The 17,387-nt window shown below is 45.7% G+C and carries 14 protein-coding genes; 8 read left to right on the top strand and 6 right to left on the bottom strand.

Annotated features, from left to right (window positions below; genetic code table 11):
- Positions 1 to 40 precede the first annotated feature (40 nt).
- From ACTW1R_RS05285 to ACTW1R_RS05275, 3 genes are read left to right on the top strand one after another with little or no spacing between them, the layout of a single operon-like run.
- Entirely contained in the window at positions 41 to 979 is a 939-nt protein-coding gene (locus tag ACTW1R_RS05285) for an AAA family ATPase (protein WP_005225502.1), read from the top strand.
- Positions 980 to 981: 2 nt separating this feature from the next.
- Positions 982 to 2,025 (top strand): DUF58 domain-containing protein, encoded by a 1,044-nt coding sequence (locus ACTW1R_RS05280; RefSeq protein ID WP_167822982.1) that lies wholly within the window; start codon positions 982 to 984, stop codon positions 2,023 to 2,025.
- A complete protein-coding gene (locus ACTW1R_RS05275) occupies positions 2,022 to 4,160 on the top strand; it encodes a transglutaminase-like domain-containing protein (RefSeq protein WP_375826229.1) in 2,139 nt (712 codons plus the stop codon). Before ACTW1R_RS05280 ends, ACTW1R_RS05275 begins: the two co-directional genes overlap by 4 nt.
- Positions 4,161 to 4,218: 58 nt before the next feature.
- Here the strand turns inward: ACTW1R_RS05275 and ACTW1R_RS05270 are convergent, their stop codons facing one another.
- Positions 4,219 to 6,870, bottom strand: a complete 2,652-nt coding sequence (locus ACTW1R_RS05270; RefSeq protein WP_375826388.1) for a cation-translocating P-type ATPase — start codon at positions 6,868 to 6,870, stop codon at positions 4,219 to 4,221.
- A 349-nt stretch (positions 6,871 to 7,219) separates the two neighbouring features.
- Between ACTW1R_RS05270 and ACTW1R_RS05265 the strand changes: the two genes are divergently transcribed.
- Positions 7,220 to 7,963: an NADPH-dependent oxidoreductase gene (locus tag ACTW1R_RS05265; protein ID WP_375826228.1), complete on the top strand. Its 744-nt coding sequence runs from the start codon at positions 7,220 to 7,222 to the stop codon at positions 7,961 to 7,963.
- A 119-nt stretch (positions 7,964 to 8,082) separates the two neighbouring features.
- Here the strand turns inward: ACTW1R_RS05265 and ACTW1R_RS05260 are convergent, their stop codons facing one another.
- On the bottom strand, positions 8,083 to 8,433 hold the full coding sequence (locus ACTW1R_RS05260; RefSeq protein ID WP_375826227.1) for a hypothetical protein: 351 nt from the start codon (positions 8,431 to 8,433) through the stop codon (positions 8,083 to 8,085).
- Positions 8,434 to 8,593: 160 nt separating this feature from the next.
- On the opposite strand from ACTW1R_RS05260, the gene ACTW1R_RS05255 reads away from it, so the two are divergent.
- The gene (locus tag ACTW1R_RS05255; protein ID WP_008378984.1) at positions 8,594 to 8,902 is read left to right on the top strand and encodes a DUF5960 family protein; all 309 of its coding nucleotides are present in this window, start codon (positions 8,594 to 8,596) and stop codon (positions 8,900 to 8,902) included.
- Positions 8,903 to 9,030: 128 nt separating this feature from the next.
- On the top strand, positions 9,031 to 9,237 hold the full coding sequence (locus ACTW1R_RS05250; protein ID WP_034857684.1) for a glycine zipper domain-containing protein: 207 nt from the start codon (positions 9,031 to 9,033) through the stop codon (positions 9,235 to 9,237).
- A 140-nt stretch (positions 9,238 to 9,377) separates the two neighbouring features.
- Here ACTW1R_RS05250 and ACTW1R_RS05245 read toward each other — a convergent pair whose 3' ends face one another.
- Positions 9,378 to 9,671, bottom strand: coding sequence for a hypothetical protein (locus ACTW1R_RS05245; RefSeq protein ID WP_005234725.1), 294 nt, complete (start codon positions 9,669 to 9,671; stop codon positions 9,378 to 9,380).
- A 309-nt stretch (positions 9,672 to 9,980) separates the two neighbouring features.
- Here ACTW1R_RS05245 and ACTW1R_RS05240 point away from each other — a divergent pair, with 309 nt between their 5' ends.
- On the top strand, positions 9,981 to 10,436 hold the full coding sequence (locus tag ACTW1R_RS05240; protein ID WP_081116579.1) for a type II toxin-antitoxin system HicB family antitoxin: 456 nt from the start codon (positions 9,981 to 9,983) through the stop codon (positions 10,434 to 10,436).
- Positions 10,437 to 10,597: 161 nt separating this feature from the next.
- Here the strand turns inward: ACTW1R_RS05240 and pepV are convergent, their stop codons facing one another.
- Positions 10,598 to 12,022, bottom strand: coding sequence for a dipeptidase PepV (gene pepV / locus ACTW1R_RS05235; protein ID WP_005225493.1), 1,425 nt, complete (start codon positions 12,020 to 12,022; stop codon positions 10,598 to 10,600).
- Positions 12,023 to 12,181: 159 nt separating this feature from the next.
- Here pepV and ACTW1R_RS05230 point away from each other — a divergent pair, with 159 nt between their 5' ends.
- Positions 12,182 to 13,018 carry an NAD(P)H-hydrate dehydratase gene (locus tag ACTW1R_RS05230; RefSeq protein WP_081116578.1) on the top strand — a complete coding sequence of 279 codons (837 nt, stop codon included), beginning with the start codon at positions 12,182 to 12,184 and terminating at the stop codon, positions 13,016 to 13,018.
- A gap of 74 nt (positions 13,019 to 13,092) precedes the next feature.
- Here ACTW1R_RS05230 and ACTW1R_RS05225 read toward each other — a convergent pair whose 3' ends face one another.
- Together ACTW1R_RS05225 and ACTW1R_RS05220 are read right to left on the bottom strand one after the other, a co-directional pair.
- Positions 13,093 to 15,147 carry a beta-galactosidase gene (locus tag ACTW1R_RS05225; protein ID WP_489927489.1) on the bottom strand — a complete coding sequence of 685 codons (2,055 nt, stop codon included), beginning with the start codon at positions 15,145 to 15,147 and terminating at the stop codon, positions 13,093 to 13,095.
- Positions 15,144 to 17,381 carry an alpha-galactosidase gene (locus ACTW1R_RS05220; RefSeq protein WP_489927488.1) on the bottom strand — a complete coding sequence of 746 codons (2,238 nt, stop codon included), beginning with the start codon at positions 17,379 to 17,381 and terminating at the stop codon, positions 15,144 to 15,146. The genes ACTW1R_RS05225 and ACTW1R_RS05220 overlap by 4 nt, the downstream gene beginning before the upstream one ends.
- Between the last annotated feature and the right edge of the window lie 6 nt (positions 17,382 to 17,387).

The raw sequence follows: 17,387 nt of genomic DNA, 5'->3' as shown, positions 1-17,387 counted from the left end.
ACCGTTACAATGGAAGAAACGAACGTAGGGAGGTTATCAGATGACCGCTGAATTACAAAAAATAGATGCCTTGATCGCAGAAGTGGAAAAAGTGATTTTAGGCAAACGAGATGTGATCCAATTTACCGTGGCTGCGCTGCTTGCTGGCGGACACGTTTTATTCGAAGATATCCCTGGTGTTGGGAAAACGATGTTGGTCAAATCGTTAGCCAAAGCCATTCAAAGTGACTACAAACGGGTACAGTTTACCCCAGACCTTTTACCTAACGATGTGTTAGGTGTGTCGATTTTTAATTCCCAAAGCCACCAGTTCGAGTTTCGTCCTGGCCCGATCTTCACCTCCGTCCTCTTGGCAGATGAGATCAACCGAACCACACCAAGGACGCAAGCCTCACTCTTAGAAGCCATGTCAGAAAATCATGTCACCATCGACAATCAAACGTACCCATTGAGTCCCCACTTTTTTGTTTTAGCCACGCAAAATCCAATCGAGTATGAAGGAACATATCCTTTGCCTGAAGCCCAATTGGATCGTTTTTTGTTCCGCCTGCATATCGGTTACCCAGATTTTCAAGATGAGCTCGCCCTCTTGACTGGAAAACGACAGCAAAGCTTGGATCAGATCCAAACCATTTTACATGCTGATGAAGTGACTGCTTTAAAAGCGATGGTCGATGACGTGTATGTCGATGAGCGGGTCGCCCGTTACGCATTGCAGCTGGTTCAAGCGAGCCGTCAGCATAATGCCATTGACCTTGGTATCAGCCCTCGTGGTGGGATCGCCTTCTTAAAAGGGGCAAAAGCGTTAGCGTTGACGGAAGGTCGGACCTTTGTCACGCCGCAAGACTTGCAGCGAATTTTACCAGCAGTCTTCGGTCATCGTTTATTACTGAAAGGTGGCGTTCATGCCAGCACGGAGACCCTTTCAGACTTGATGAAACAGATGATCCAACGAGTGCCTGTCCCAACGAGGAGATAGCGATGAAGAAAAAGAAGCTTGAACGCCTGCTGCGCCTCCTGTTGTTTAGCGCTGCCTATTTTCTGCTGCTGGCTTATTGTGTGATCTTCAATAATAATGCTGGCTGGAGCCTTTGGTTTTTACTGACTTTGTTATTGTTGCTTGATGCAGTATTCTTGCTCCCCTCCCTCAAGAAGGTCCAAATCATTTTAGAAGAATCGATCCAAGCTGAAACACACACAGCGATCACCTTACCGCTGCAAGTCTTCAAGTATCGCCCGACGCTGCTGCCGCTGGTCGATTTCACCTTACAGTTTGACGATCGTTTCAAGGAAAGTCATCACAGCGCCTTTTATCGAGGCAATCTGATTCGGCTGCAGCTGCCTTGGACCCCAAAGGAGCGAGGCATCTATGAAGAATTGCCCGTTCAATTGTACAGCCATGATCTCTTTGGCTTTTTTGAAAAAAGCTACGCTGCAGTTGCGAAACAATCGATTTTGATCCTGCCTAAATTGGCGCCAGAAGCCGTTACCCTGCTGCCATTTTTTAAACAGCAAGTCCGCAGCCAAACCCACGGAGAACCCAATTTTTCTATTCGACAGTTCCGTCAATACCAGTTAGGGGATTCCTTAAAAAATATCGATTGGAAATTATCCAGCAAACAACAGGAATTGATCTATCGCGAACGAGAACATGAAGAAGAACAAGACATCGTTCTGCTCTTTTGGGGAGAAGATCATCCTGCTTTTGAAGAGACTTTGACACTGTTTTATTCGATCCACCATTTCTCGCAAAATCAACGACTTTTTCAGCCGCTCTTGATTGGTGACGGATTGACTTCTCCTTACCAAACGGATGCCGCTGCCTATGCCCAGATCCTTCCCTTCGAGAAAGTTCCTGAAGGGGTACCGCTTTTGACTGGCAGCCATCTTGTCTTCATTACCCCGGTTTTTACCCCACAACTGGAAGACTACCTCAGTCAGTTGGAAGCAAAAAACAGCTGCCAAGTGTTTACCTACGCTGATTTAATGAGGCAGTTGAATAAACTTGAGGAGGCGGTAGGATGAGATTTATTAAGAAAGCGCTGATTGGTCTTCTGACCTTTCTCAGTCTATCACTGGTGATCTTGCCGTTTATCGCAGTTTATGACCTTGGCAATCAGTTCACCCTTTTAACTTATGCCTTTAGTGTCTGTTTGATTTTGACCGTGGTGCCGAAAGTCCGTTACAGTTTGCCTTTGCTGGCAGCCGCTTGGCTGATCGTCTTGTATCGGATCTTTCCTTATGGGACTGCCTTTTCTTTTGATTGGCTGTTGCGTTTTTGGCTAGACCTGCACCGTGCCTTTCAAGAGATCCTCAGCGGTGAAGTCGGCTATATCACCGAACTGGCGGCGGTGACATTGATCGTTAGTTGGGTTTTGTTTTTAGCGATCTTACCGATCGCTTATCAACGCTTTTTCTTGATTTACGCTACCATGATCGGCTACTTGCTAACAGTCGTGATTTTTAATCAATTTGATCTGACGTGGCATTTGATGGGTATTTTTCTTTGTGCCTTGGCTTCTTCACTGATCCAGCGCAGCGTCTTTCAATCCAGTCAAACGATCGCTCCCTGGTTCGCTGTGATGCTATTGATTGGTGGATTAGCCGTCACTGCTGTCTACTTGCCGCAAACGAGCCTGCGGGAACAGTTGGCAGCCCGTTCCACGCCTATACGGACAAATCTGAATCAGCTGGGTTTTTATCAATTTATTGAAGAACATGGCACGCCCAGCGGCTCTCGCACTGGATTCAGTGAAAACGACCGTCAATTAGGCGGACCACTACTGGATGATGCGACGATTTTATTTGAAGCGCAACAAGAAACCCCGCATTACTGGCGGGTGGAAAGCAAAGATTTTTATTCTGGTAAGGGCTGGATTAGTACGAGCCGCGAAGAGGCTCGCTTAGAAGCAGAGGGCGTCACGATCGCGGATCAAAGCTATCAGCAAGCTTATCTTGAGAACGAGTCTGTTCGGGTCCAATTTCAAAACCATGGAGACTATGTCCCATTGCCCTATGGACGCAGCACGTTGTCCCTTGAAAACGGTGCTCGCGGTTTTCAGATCAGCGACGCCATCCAGCGGGTCGATCTCATTGATCCACTCCCAGACACCACCTTGACCCTCGATTGGGACCATCCAGATTTTGCCGCAGAAAATCTCCAAAATCTGCCTTTGATCTATCCGGATTCTCCGATCGATTATATCCAGTTACCCGATTCTTTGCCGCAGCGGGTACGAGATCTCGCAGCTGAGATCACCGCTGACAGCAACAGTCTGTTTGATCAAGTCACGGCGGTTGAAAGCTATTTGAAAGATCCGCTCGTATTCCGCTATTCCAAAACCGATGCCGTCGTGCCTGCAGAAGAGCAAGATTATGTTGATCAATTTTTATTTGAATCACAAGTCGGCTACTGCGACAATTTTTCCACAGCAATGGTCGTGCTACTACGGAGTTTAGAGATCCCTGCTCGCTGGGCAAAAGGCTTTTCTCCTGGATCTCCTGCAACAGAAAACGGCATCACTACCTATACCGTTCGCAACTTGAATGCCCACTCATGGGTGGAAGTCTACTTTGACGGCTACGGTTGGGTACCTTTTGAACCGACCCCTAGTTTCCAAAATCCAGATCGTCCCGTGTTGACTCAAGAATCTACTAGCTCCGAAGAAACACCGACCGCTAGCAGTGAAACAACACCAACAAGCAGCACGGAAACAGAAAGCAGCGAAACCACGACCAGCAGTTCTGCAACAGCCGCGGTTACCGATGACGTTTGGTTGACTGAGGAGTTGAAACAAACGCTGCGCAATGGCTTCTTTGGAGGCTTAGCTATCCTAGGACTTGGCCTACTTTTCTATTTCCGCCATTCGTTTTTCCGTATTCATTTATGGTTGATCTGCCGCTTTACCAAACAGCCGCTAGTTGCTGCCTATCCTTTGTTTTTGCGGCAAACGACGAAAGTTCTGTACCGTAACGAGGCGGAGCCGTTGATCGATTATGCCCAACGACTTGAATCATTCTATCCACTGTTCCATGGTGATTTTATCCGCTTGACGCAGCAATACGAAGCCTACCTTTACAGCCAAGAACAGCCGGCTGGTCAAGAAGCCTTCTTGAAGCAAGTCGCTGCCCAAATCAGTCAGCTGAAAAAAATCAACTAAGCAGTGAGGATAAACGACAAAAAAACGTATCGATCAAACGATCGATACGTTTTTTGCTTTAGACGTTTCCTTGACGTTTTTGAACGGCAATAATAATCAGTTTCGTGATTTCCATCAAAACAACTGCCACTGCAGCCATTGCGATACATAGACCGACATGTCCTAAAGTGAAGGTTGCTGGAATCGCAAAGACTTCACGGATGCCAGGAATCAAGGTAATGCTGTATAGTCCACCACAAACGACGATTGCCAACCATACCATTTTATTGGCAAAAAGGCCAGCTTGCCAAGCAGTCTCAGTGTTTGAGCGTGCTGGTAATGTTTGCAATGTTCGGCTCCAGATAAGTGTTGAGAAGGCCATCGCTACACCTAATTCAGGTGATTGGTTCATTCCTAACCATTGTGCCAAAATCACGACAGCGGCAATCAAAATACCGCGATACGTTACTGAGATCAATGTTTTTCCAGTGAAGATACCAGCATTTGGATCTCTTGGCTGGCGCTGCATGATCGTTGGTTCGGCTTTTTCCATTCCTAGAGCAATCGCTGGTAATGAGTCGTTGACTAGGTTGATAAAGAGCAGCTGCAAGGCAGTAAATGGATTGTCCCAACCCATCACTAAGGCAAAGACGATCGCAATGATCGCACCTAAGTTTCCAGCAAACAAATACGAAATGGCTTTTTTGATGTTGTCAAAGACGTTTCGGCCAACTTCTACTGCACGAATGATCGAGGCAAAGTTGTCATCCGTCAAGACCATCGCCGCTGCGTCTTTGGCAACGTCCGTTCCGGTTCCCATTGCGATCCCGATATCCGCTTGTTTCAAGGCGGGTGCATCATTGACCCCATCCCCGGTCATGGCAGAGATCTTGCCTTTGTCTTGCCAAGCCCGCACGATACGGATTTTGTTTTCTGGCGAAACACGAGCATAGACTGTGATTTTGTCTAATTGATCCGCTAGTTCGGTTTCAGAAAGTGCATCCAATTCCGTACCAGTCAAGGCTAAGTCGCCCTCGGCTGAAATACCGATCTCTTGTGCGATCGCCACGGCTGTCGTTTTGTGGTCCCCTGTGATCATTACTGTTTTGATACCAGCAGATTTAGCATCCGCTACGGCTTGTTTGACTTCTTTACGAGGAGGATCGATCATTGCCATCAAACCAACTAAAATCAGCTCATTTTCATCCTCAAGTGTCAATTCTCGTGATTGGGCATCGGTCAATGGACGGTAAGCAAACGCCAAGACCCGTAATGCCCGTTTTGAGAATTCTTCGTTTTGATGCTGCAATTTCTGCTTGATTTCATCTGTTAAAGGCACGACTTGATCATCGATCAAGACTTTGGTACTGCGGCCAAAGACAATGTCTGGCCCACCTTTGGTCAACAATAAATGTTCGCCATCGATCTCATGTAAGGTAGACATCAATTTACGATCAGAATCGAAAGGCAATTCTTGCAAACGAGGAAACTGTTGACGAATTGCCCGATAAGGCTGATTTAGTTTCTCACTGTAATCCAGAAAAGCAATTTCAGTAGGGTCTCCTAGCTTCGCCCCATCTTCACTGATGGCAGCATCATTGGCCAAGACACTGATCTCTACTAAGCGTTTTTCAGGCAATGTCCAGGTAGTTGGTTCATCGGAGAACGTGCCCGTTTGCCCATTTGGTAAATAGTAGTCAACAACGGTCATTTTGTTTTGAGTCAAAGTCCCGGTCTTATCGGTACAAACGATACTCGTTGAACCCAATGTTTCAACCGCTGGTAGTTTTCGAATGATGGCATGACGCTTCGCCATTTGTTTTGTTCCGATCGAAAGAACGATCGTCACGATCGATTGCAAGGCTTCTGGAATCGCTGCAACGGCTACGGCTACCGCAAACATAAAGGCGTTGACTAAGTCTTGTGTCATATCACCTGTTCCGTCACCTAAGAACAACCGTGCGACTTGAACCCCTAAAATAATCAATGAAAGGACTAAGATCGCCAAGCTCAGTTTTTTACTGAAGCTGTCTAATCCTCTTTGCAATGGTGTTTTGTGTTCAACTGTACTTTCCAATAAGCCAGCTACTTGACCGATTTCCGTCACATTACCAGTCGCGGTTACAATAAACCGACCACGTCCATAAGTGACGATCGTTCCACTGAAGACCATGTTGTCACGGTCGCCGATCGGTGCGGTACGATCGATCACACCTAATTCTTTTTCCGCTGGCGTTGATTCCCCAGTCAGCATTCCTTCATCGACCTTCAAAGAACCCTCTTCGATCAATCGACCATCTGCTGGTACATAGTCCCCAGCTTCTAAAATAACGATATCGCCGACAACCAATTCTTTCGCCAGCACACTTTGTTCTTTGCCATCCCGAATGACGTTAGCATCTGGTGCCGATAGGCTTTTCAAGGCGTCTAACGACCCTTCGGCTTTTTTCGTTTGAATCACACTGACGACGGAATTCAACAAGAGTACTGCGAAGATAACGATCGACTCAACGTGGGCACCCATAACCATTTGGATGATTGCCACGATCAGCAAGACGATCACCATCGCATCTTTGAAGGTATCTAAGAATAAGGCAAAGCTAGATTTCTTAGGTGCTTCCTTCAGCTGGTTCAAGCCATTTTCTAACCGCTTGGCTGCCTCTTGCTGCGTCAACCCCTCTGGACTGCTCTGGACCTCTGCCATAATTTCCGAGATTTCTTTTTGATACATTTCTTTCGCCAATTTTTTTGCCCCTTTTAATTTTATTTTCCTTAGGCACTCTGCTAGAAAAAAAGAGACCTAAGACAAGTATACGCTTGTCTTAGGTCTCACCATTTCAAATAATACCAGAAAGCTGTCGCCAGCTTACTTACTGTTGATATTATCGCAGCTTGCGCCACCGGTTACTCCCCTAAGGAATAATAATAAGAATGTATCATTATCATAACGGAAACTTTTGTGCTTGGCAACTATAAAACATCAATTTGAAAATTTTTTGAAAACATTCTTTTTGTCCCCATTCCTTTTTTTCTGTTACACTAAGGAAGAAAGAAATTTGTACGTTACAGGAGGAAAAACGATGGATCTTTTTGATACTTTTACCCGCCACAGCTCTGTCCGAGATTTTCAACCCCGCCCACTATCAAAGGAACTCAAGCAAAAATTAGTAACGGTTGCCCAGAGCGGTTCCAGTTCGAACTTTGTTCAAGCCTATTCGATCATTGAGGTCAGTAATCCTGAAAAACTGGCTGCCATCGAAAAAATTGCCGGTGCCCCAAATTACATCACTCGAACGGGCGTCTTCTATCTTTTTGTCGCCGACTTACATAAACACCAGCAGCTGCTGACCCAAGCAGGGGTGCCTGATACCCACTTAACCACGATGGAACCATTTATTGTGTCTGTCGTTGATACGACCATCGCTGCCCAAAACATGGTAGCTTACGCTGAAGCGCAAGACTTAGGAATTTGTTACATCGGCGGCATCCGCAATGATTTGCCTCGTATCGCAGAACTTGTCGGCTTACCAAAATTGACGTTTCCGTTATTCGGTTTAACGATCGGCTATCCGCAACACAGAAATAAGCCGAAAGTCCGCTTGCCCCAAGAAGCGATCGTAAGTGTCGATCAGTATCAACCGCTGACGCAGGAGCAAACAGCCCAGTACAATCAAACGACAGAAGCCTATTATGCACAGCGCAGCAGCAATCAACAGCAAACCAATTGGCAAACGAAAATGACGGAATTTTTCCGTGAACCGCGACGTCCAGATGTCGCGGCCTTTATGAAACAACAAGGCTTCTCAGACCACTTCGGCGAATGAGGACACTAATTACCACGGGAAAATAAAAAACGATCTTTGGCAAGGAATCTTGTCAGGATCGTTTTTTGCTTAGTGTAAAAAATCAGGTTCAGGCGGCTCTTGTATCTTTGTCATGCTAATTAACGTGTGGCTTCTTGTGCGGCTTCGTTGACGGCAACTGCCTGCTCACATTTTTCCATTAATTCTACTAATGCTTTATCTAACACTGCTTCATTTTCGGAGGTTCGCTGACTGATTTGCGTCATAGGCTGCGCCGCAAGATCCAGCAAATAGGTAGGGATTGCTTCTTTTTCAGCAAAAGTGCCCTTGATCAGCGGCTGGTAGACAGACTCGCCACAGGGTCCGGTTTTGATAAAGGCTAGTTCGAACTGCGCCTTCCCTGACAAACGCAACCGATAGACCCCTTCTTGGGTCAGCAGTTTTTCATCGGCAAAGCGTGCCTGCAATCGTGCGAAACGTTCGTAATCCATGGTATCTGCTCCTTTTTGATTCCTTCTTTTCTCTAGTGTAGCAAATTTCTTGTTAGCATAACATCTTTTTCATAGAGAACGCCTCCTTTTTCCTCGCTTGGTAATTTTTCACTTTACAAAAAGAACAAACGTTCGTATAATTTAAGTGAGGTGAATGTGTATGCCAGCTGCAAAAATCGCTTATGCAAAACAAGAAACCTATGCATTTGAAAAACACTATTATGAATTGGTAAACTTTCCCACACCAGTGGCGCTTTTGTTTGATGAATTCGCACTGACGATGGAGCGCAATCAAAAATCGTATATTGCGATCCCCGCGCGCTATTCCGTCTTAAAGGTTCCGCTCGTCTTTGTTTTTCGACTAGAGACTAAGGATGCGCCTGTTTATTATTATGAGCACGTACTCGCTGAAAATAAGATCATTCGCCGCTACAACCCCGAGCGTAACTATTTGCCCGGCGGAAGATAGACCAATGGTTCAACCCGTTTACTGTACTCAGCGCCTACACTCTCCTGATGCATATCACTGAGCAGCAGTTCGAATATTTGTCATCCAAACGAAACCCCTCTATACTAAAAAGAAAGGGGTTTTTCACAATGACGAAAAAACCGCCGCAAACGTCTGAAGAAAAGGAAGCCGCTTCTAACAATATGGGACTGGGGATCGGTGTCGGAATGGCATTAGGTGCTGCATTTGGGCTGCTGTTTTTTGACAATCTAGCATTAGGCATGGGTTTAGGCATCGCACTAGGGGTAGCGATCGGTGCGGGCATGGATCAAAAAAGCAGCAAAGACAAGAAATAGCTGCAGCAAGGATCTGTATTTATCTGTTACAGCTTGCTGCCCAGTAAATACCAAAAAAGCCTAGGTTCTGCACTTGTTGTGCAGGACCTAGGCTTTTTTACTTCTAGCAATATTCTCGAAAGCAGCTGCTTCACAGTTGGTTACAGCAGATTTCTTTTCGCCATTTCTGCGCGATACAGTTCATAGACCGCATCACTTTGCTTTGCATGGCTGCGGTAAAAGAGCCCATAAGAGAAAATCGCTTGGAAATTGCTTCCTTGATTTGCTCGTGCTACAGCGTGGTACAAATTCGCCAATTGCTGATCAGACATCTTCCCGCTTTTGATTCGTTTGGCAACTGCTTTTTGGGAAAGGGTAAATAAAATCGTCGTAAATACTTGATAAACCACCCAAATCGCCAGAATAACCAAAATAAATTTCACCAAATCAGGCATCACTTTTCAACTCCTTACAAAAAGTAAATCATTCAGATGATTTGATGTCAATAATAAAATAGAACATTTTCATTAATAATAGACACAAAGATTTTTAAATTACCACAAAAGATGATGTTCTTTCAATCATCAGAATTTCTGAATTGATACTCTCCTCTTAAAAAAATTGCCTATTGTTCAGTATTTATGACACTGGTACAATTGAAAAAGCAACAACTCTTGCTTAAGACTACTAGGTACTAGTGAAAAATAAGAGCGCTACCATTGTAATCAGATCTATAGCGAATTGCGAAAAAGGAGTTGTACACTATGTTAGCAAGTTACCCTGCATTGTTTTATTACACCGATACAGACGAAAGCGAAGTGAAGTATTTTATTTCTTTTCCTGATTTTCCAGAGCAAGTCGGCACTCAAGGCTTAGACATCGCCGATGCTTTATTCATGGCATCCGATTGGCTCGGAATCGTTTTGGCAGATTGTATTGAAAATAATCGGGAGATTCCGCTCTCTACCCCCATTAATTGTTTATCACTGGAAGCGAACAATCCATTTATAGACGATTTAGATTTTGAATTCGATTACGATAAAGAAAAATCATTTCTATCGATGGTCCTTGTCGATGTTTCAGAATATTTAGAGAATCAAACCTTCGTCGAGAAAAAACTGGCGATTCCTCAATGGGCGGATAAACTAGGACGAACTATGCATTTAGATTTTTCAGAAATCCTCACTGACGCAATCCTAAAGAAAAAATGTAAAGACTGATTGCTTCTACACCTCATCACTATGAGGTGTTTTTTACTACTCAGCCCGCTGTTCTATACTAAAAAATGCGGCATTCTCTCACATGAAAAAGATACGAGAATGCCGCACGAAACGTTCAATTGTATTTATTTAGCGAGTGAACAGACCCAATCAATGTCTCTTTATTTCGCCAAACGGTAGATAGCATCTGCATAGATCACCGCTGCGTTGAATAGGTCATCCAAGCTCATGAATTCATTGGCTTGGTGCATGGTATCGACATAGCCAGGGAACATTGCGCCATAAGCAACGCCGCGTTTCAATAGACGGCCGTATGTGCCGCCGCCGATGATTTGTTCGAAGCCTTTTTCGCCAGTATGTTCTTCATAAACCGCCAATAAAGTTTCTACCAATGGATCATCTGCTGGCACGTAGTGAGGTTCCATGTTGCGGTCATTGCGGGTAACGGTTGCCCCTTCCATACCGACGGTGCGTTCCACACCGATTTCAAGTCCTTCCGCAGTTACGCCTTTAGGATAACGGAAGTTCAATGCGATAAAGTTGTCTGCTTGCGTTCCTGCTTGGTTCGCTTTGAAAGCAAACAAGCCCGCATTCATAGTCAATTTACCCATTTTTTCATCTTCGTACGCCACACCTAATTTTTCACCGTAGAAATCTTCATGGACATAGGCTGCTGCTGCATGGATGAATTGTTTTGCGCCGCCGCCAAAGGCATAGTTATCTAAGAAGACTGCTAAGAAAGTCCCCGCATTGATTCCTGATTGTGGGCTGGCACCATGAGCACCTTTACCGACTAATTCGATCGTCACTTGTTCATTTTCTGTTTCAATCGTCCCTGTCACTGGATTGGCTTCAACGTAATCGAAAAAGGCTTTTTCGATCGCTAATGCTTCTTCTGTTGATGGAGCAATGAAGCTTGCTGTTGCCGTTCCTGGTACCATATTTTCTCGCAAGCCAGCAGTAAAGCTTTGCAGCGTGAAGTCTCCTTCATTGTTGCCTTGGAAATGGATCCCTAATGTCACATTTCCTTTTTCTCCATTAATGATTGGGAAATTGGCATCTGGTGAGAAGCCAAAATCAGGCTTTTCTTCATGCTCAAAGTAGTAATCCATATCTGCCCAGCCGCTTTCTTCATCAGAACCAACGACAAAACGGATTTTTTTCGATAATGGCAAGCCTAATTCTTTGATGATCTTCATCCCATAATAGGCAGCCATTGAAGGACCTTTATCATCAGAAGAACCACGAGCATAGATTTTGTTGTCATTGATGACTGGATCATAAGGATCGGTTGACCAACCGTCACCTGCAGGAACAACATCCATGTGGCCGAAGATCCCTAATGTTTCGTCTCCTTCACCAAATTCGATGTGACCAGCGTAGTTATCGACGTTTTTGACTGTGAAGCCATCACGTTCGCCATAAGCTAGCATGTGTAGCAACGCATCACGAGGTCCAGGACCAAATGGCGCATCCGCAGTCGCTTTATCATCTTCTCTTTCACTTTTCACTTTCAATAGATCAATCAAGTCGTTCAGCAAATCGTCTTTGCGGGCTTCGACCTCTTTTTTCCAATCGATTGTCATAGTGTTCCCTCCATTTCTGTTCTCGCTATTTATGATAACACTCTTAAACCAAAAAAGGAAAAAAAATTGCGCCTTTTTCCATGGGTCTTTTCTATGAAATTTCTAGGAAACAGGTATAATAAATATAACTCGATTTTGATTAACGAAAGGAGTCATTGCATGGAGCAACTTGATTCTGCAATTTTATCCAAAGTGATCCAACAGCGCCCGACAAAAAGCCACAAAGGCACTTTTGGCCGAGCCGTTTTAGTAGGGGGCAACCGCCAATTCGGTGGGGCGATCTTAATGGCTGCGCAAGCCTGTGTGTATGGGGGAACTGGTTTGACCACCGTGATCTCCGATGGCGTCAACCGAACCGCCCTGCACGCCCGCTTGCCTGAAGCGATGTTTGTCGATTGGCAGCAAACAGAACTGATCGATACGGTCACCGAATCGGCAGACGTCCTACTGATTGGTCCTGGATTAGGCGAAGGAAAAAGCAATTTTGATCTGCTGCAGCGGATCGTTTCTGCCCAAAAAGAACACCAATGGTTGGTGATCGATGGTTCGGCGATCAATTTGGCTGCCAAATATCCGCTGATCATCCCCTTTCCTGAACAAGTCGTCTTCACGCCGCATCAGATGGAATGGCAACGGCTCAGCGGACTGGCAATTGCCGACCAGACAGAAGAAAACAACCAACAAGCCCAACAAAAACTCGGAAGTCTGGTGGTCTTAAAAAGCCATCGCACGCAAATTTACGGCAGCAGTATCGCCCAAAATCCCCTCGGAACACCCGCAATGGCGACTGGCGGCATGGGGGATACGCTGGCAGGCATGATCACCAGCTTTTTGGCACAGTTTGAAAAAACAGAGGAAACGATCCAAGCGGCTGTCTATCTCCATAGCCTGATTGGCGAAGCATTGGCAAAAGAGCACTATGTCGTGTTGCCGACACAAATCAGTGCCGCATTGCCTCAATGGATGAAAAAGCACCAAGCATCCGATCCAGAATGATTTCTGATAAACCATTCATCAAAAAAACGTCCCTTTCTGCATTTGTCGAAGGGGACGTTTTTTTCAATGGTCAGCTAATTGTTAAAATAAACCACTCGCACTTCATACGGCGCCAAGGTTGCTGTTTGAGGGACTGCTTGATTGGTCTCTAAATCAACGACTTCTTTGATCAAGTCCAATATCTGCTCTTTCTCAGAAAAATTCATGATGAAAAAGTACGTTCGTTCTGGACTGATCCTGCCTTGGATCGAGACTTCAGGGTTGGCATGCGCGATCCTTTCCTCTGCCAAAGACAACTCACGGACCAAAGAGGCATAAAACTGTTCGAAAAAGTCATAGTTGGTGCGAGCCGCCAGATAATAAGCGGTGCCGGCACCAAAGGCATTTTTGGTGATCGCAGGGGTTCCTTGGTAAAAATCTGCTTGATACTCCCCTAGTACCTCCGCTGTTTCGGCTTCGATGATTGCAGAGTAGTCCCGTGTTTCAAAAAGCTGTCCTTGAAAAACCACTTGATTGTGTTCAGTGTCAAAAAGAGTTTCCAGCTCCAGCACGTTGATGCCTAATAACCCTCGCAACGGCTGTGGCAAGCCCCCCAGATACAATAGGTCGGTTTCATTGACCATGCCGCTAAAGTAACTGGAAATCAAGGTACCACCAGCTTCCGTGTACTGGCAAAGTTTTGCCATCGTCTCTGCTGTCATCAAGTAAAGCATCGGAGCGATCACCAACTGATAGTCAGAAAAATCTTGCTCTGGGGTCAAAATATCGACCGCGATGTCTTGTTCCCAGAAATAACGATAATGCTCCTGCAACGTTTGGGGATACCGTCGTGTTGGTCGCCCAAACCCGCCACCTCGCTTCAATGCCCAGTTGCTTTCCCAATCAAAAAGAATCGCCACTGCTTTTTTTCTGGTGGTTCCTTGAATCTCTTTGATTTTTTCCAAGCGCTTGCCGTAAGCCGCAACTTCTTTGAAGACCCGATTCTCCGTGGAATCATCATGTCCCACGACTGCCCCATGGAATTTTTCTGAATTGCCACGGGATTGGCGCCATTGAAAATACAAGGTACTATCTGAGCCATGGGCGATCTGCTGCATGGCACTCAACTGATGGACACCAGGCTTTTTCGCTTTATTAAAGGAATGCCAGTTAACAAAACTCGGCGTGCATTCCATCACTAAAAAGGGCTGTTTCTTCAATGACCAGTACTGGTCATGCACATAGGCGGATTTCATCGCTGTCGCTGCCAAGGATTCAAAGTTGTTGTTCCAATCAGGGTAACTATCCCAGCTAACGATGTCCACATGACGAGCGAACTTGCTGTAGTCAATGCCTTCTAAAGGAATAAAATCTTGGGTAGCATGTCCTTCCGCCATAAAATTCGTCGTCACAGGAATGTCCGGTGTCAGCTGACGGATCGGCGCACATTCATGCAAATAAAAATCGATCGTCCTATCTGTGACAAATCGTTTCCAATCAAGATCCATGCCATGCACTTTGTGTTCCCCTAAAGGTGAAGGCGGTAAAACCTGCGACCAATCGGAGTAAGTACCGCCCCAAAAAGAAGTCCACCAGGCATGATTCAACGTGGCTAAATCACCATATTTTTTTTGCAGCCAGCTGCGCCAGTTTTCCTGACAATAGGAGCAAAAGCATTCCCCAGAGTACTCATTGGAGATATGCCACATGGCTAATGCCGGATGCTTGCCGTAACGTTTTGCCAACTGCTGATTGATTTGCGTCACCTTTTCCCGATAGATCGGTGAAGAGTAACAGTGATTGTGGCGAAACCCATGGGTATGTTTTTGCCCTTGGGAGTTGGTCCGATTGACTTCGGGATACTTTTGGCTCAGCCATTGAGGACGCCCACCGCTAGGAGTGGCCAAAATGACTTTGCCGCCGATGTCATGGATCTGATCAAACACACGATCCAACCAGTCAAACTGATAAACACCTTCCTGCGGCTCTAAGGCACTCCAAGCAAACACTCCTAATGTGACAGTGTTGACATGGGCTTGCTGCATATAAGCAAGATCCTTTTGCAAGATTTCTGGATAAGCCAGCCATTGATCGGGGTTGTAATCCCCGCCATGCATAAACTGCTGATCAAACAATTGATTGCTCATCATTCTGCTCCTTTTTTGGCTTGTAACTGGTAGACAAATGATTGAAAATCGCCAGTGACTTGCGCTGTTCCATGGTTGACGGCATTAAACTGATAGGGTTTACGCAACCCTAATTGTCTTAACAGCTGACCAGAGACAGTTTCGCCATTGACCTGGTACACCTGTTGGACATTGAGAAAGGCTGCGGGCAAAAAGTCTTCCGCCGTCGGATTGGCTTGTGCCAACACGCGAAAGAAAGCAACCAAGGCTTCTTCATTTTGCGGATCATACACCGCCCAAGTCGTTTCATTGGCATGGTCCAACTGCTGCAGCTGGTAAAAAGTGCCAAAGGTCAGCAATTGCCGCTGTTTTTTATAAAAGACGATTTGGGATTTGATTGCCTGCTTTTCGGTTTCAGACAAGTGAAAGAGATCGAGTTCATACCCCAAAGGCCCAAACATTGCGACGGTTTGCCGAAAGGCTAAAGACGTTGACCTGCCGACTTGGTGGTTTGGTGCCGCCGACACGTGATTGCTGAAGGAGGACAAAGGATACCCTAACAACGTTCCGCTTTGGATGGCTAAACGTTCCACTGCATCACTATCATCACTAGGCCAAATCTGCGGACTGTAAAATAAGATCCCTAAATCGTATCTGCCCCCGCCGCCAGCACAGCCTTCGATCAAAAGGGTCGGAAACGCAGCTAAGATTTTTTCATATAAGCGATAAAGACCTAAAATGTAGCGATGATAAAACTCCGTCTGAGAAATACCCTGTTCCGCTAAATAGGGAGAGTAAGCTTCAGTGATATTGCGGTTCATATCCCATTTGATGTAATCCAGCTTGGTTTCAAGGATCACTTTTTGCATCGCTTCGAAAATCGCCTCAACCACTGCTGGATTGGCAAAATCCAACACGTATTGTCCGCGCCCCACAGAGATCCGCTCATAAGGATGCTTGACTACCCACTCAGGGTGCTCTTGGTACAACTGACTATCCGGCGAAACCATTTCTGGTTCAAACCAAATCCCCAGTTGCAGCTGCATGGCATGAATTTTCTCAGCAAAAGACCCGATTCCTTTTGGAAATTTGGCAGGGTCCGCCACCCAATCGCCTAATGAACTGCGATCGTCGTTGCGTTTTCCAAACCAACCATCATCCAGCACAAAGCACTCCATCCCTAACGCCTTGCTTTCTTGAGCTAAGGTCAACAGCTTTTCTTCATTAAAATCAAAATAAGTCGCTTCCCAGTTATTAAAGACGATCGGCCGCTGCCGCTTTTGCCAATAAGGAGCAATCACATGCTTTTCGATAAATTGGGCGGATTCTTGACTCAAGCCATTCAGACCAGCAGCGGTGAAGGTGAAGAGACATTCTGGGGCTTCAAAAGTTTCTCCTTGTGAAAGCTGCCAGCTGAAATGCTCAGGATGTATCCCCAACATCAATCGAACGTTGTCCCATTCATCCATTTCCGCTTGCGCCAAAAAGTTGCCCGAATAAATCAGGTTGGCACCATAGACGTGACCAGTGTCATTGGTGGCTTGCTGTTCTTTTAAGGCGACAAAAGGATTGTGCTGATGACCAGACGCTCCTTTTAACGAGCCGACACTGATCGTCCCTTGGGTCAAAGGGACCGTCTTGATATGCCGTTCTTTCAGCCATGCGCCTGAAAGATGCAGCAGTTCAAAATCGCGATTTTTCAGCTCCAAGACACCACTCAAAAAGCGCTGGATGGTTCTCGGCTTGCTCCCCCTATTGGTCAGTGTTTGCTGCCGCGTGATCGTTCCTGATCCTTTGAAGATCGTATAGGTGATTGCCATTTCCAGCTGTCGCTCTTGGTCTACTAATTCAAAGACGATGCTTTGGCTTTCATCGGCAGAAGCAAAGCTGGCTGGTTGTGCCAGCTTTCGTTCTTTGCCCTCAAAACAGTGAAAAGCCACAAGTTTAAAATCCACATAAAGAGGGGTTTCTTCCTCAAAAACCGACACTGCCCCTTCTCGAAAATCAGAAGTCCCATACGTTGGCAATTCTTGAAAACGGTCCGCCAAGGTAAAAAGATTGTCAGCTTCAAAAAACTTGACGGTTCCTGCCGATTTATTCTCTTTTTTCTCAAGGTACGCTTGATCAAATGGCGCCAGTGTGCCTAGAGATGGCCCAAAATAGACATGACCCAGTTGCTGATTTGGTAACACATTTATGATATAACTGATTTTTTCATTGTATAAGTGAAAGAGTTGTTCATTCCTAATTTCTATCATTGCTAT

The sequence above is a fragment of the Enterococcus sp. R12 genome, from assembly GCF_058135755.1.
Note: the sequence above shows the minus strand (reverse complement) of the source record. Positions and strands in the feature narration are given on the sequence as shown.

What these genes read in the sequence shown, in the direction of transcription:
- ACTW1R_RS05280 (WP_167822982.1), top strand. Translation starts at nt 982, where the DNA reads ATGAAGAAAAAGAAGCTTGAACGCCTGCTGCGCCTCCTGTTGTTTAGC.
- ACTW1R_RS05225 (WP_489927489.1), bottom strand. Translation starts at nt 15,147, where the DNA reads ATGATGAGCAATCAATTGTTTGATCAGCAGTTTATGCATGGCGGGGAT.
- ACTW1R_RS05265 (WP_375826228.1), top strand. Translation starts at nt 7,220, where the DNA reads ATGGATCTTTTTGATACTTTTACCCGCCACAGCTCTGTCCGAGATTTT.
- ACTW1R_RS05260 (WP_375826227.1), bottom strand. Translation starts at nt 8,433, where the DNA reads ATGGATTACGAACGTTTCGCACGATTGCAGGCACGCTTTGCCGATGAA.
- pepV (WP_005225493.1), bottom strand. Translation starts at nt 12,022, where the DNA reads ATGACAATCGATTGGAAAAAAGAGGTCGAAGCCCGCAAAGACGATTTG.
- ACTW1R_RS05230 (WP_081116578.1), top strand. Translation starts at nt 12,182, where the DNA reads ATGGAGCAACTTGATTCTGCAATTTTATCCAAAGTGATCCAACAGCGC.
- ACTW1R_RS05245 (WP_005234725.1), bottom strand. Translation starts at nt 9,671, where the DNA reads ATGCCTGATTTGGTGAAATTTATTTTGGTTATTCTGGCGATTTGGGTG.
- ACTW1R_RS05285 (WP_005225502.1), top strand. Translation starts at nt 41, where the DNA reads ATGACCGCTGAATTACAAAAAATAGATGCCTTGATCGCAGAAGTGGAA.
- ACTW1R_RS05250 (WP_034857684.1), top strand. Translation starts at nt 9,031, where the DNA reads ATGACGAAAAAACCGCCGCAAACGTCTGAAGAAAAGGAAGCCGCTTCT.
- ACTW1R_RS05275 (WP_375826229.1), top strand. Translation starts at nt 2,022, where the DNA reads ATGAGATTTATTAAGAAAGCGCTGATTGGTCTTCTGACCTTTCTCAGT.
- ACTW1R_RS05270 (WP_375826388.1), bottom strand. Translation starts at nt 6,870, where the DNA reads ATGTATCAAAAAGAAATCTCGGAAATTATGGCAGAGGTCCAGAGCAGT.
- ACTW1R_RS05220 (WP_489927488.1), bottom strand. Translation starts at nt 17,381, where the DNA reads ATGATAGAAATTAGGAATGAACAACTCTTTCACTTATACAATGAAAAA.
- ACTW1R_RS05255 (WP_008378984.1), top strand. Translation starts at nt 8,594, where the DNA reads ATGCCAGCTGCAAAAATCGCTTATGCAAAACAAGAAACCTATGCATTT.
- ACTW1R_RS05240 (WP_081116579.1), top strand. Translation starts at nt 9,981, where the DNA reads ATGTTAGCAAGTTACCCTGCATTGTTTTATTACACCGATACAGACGAA.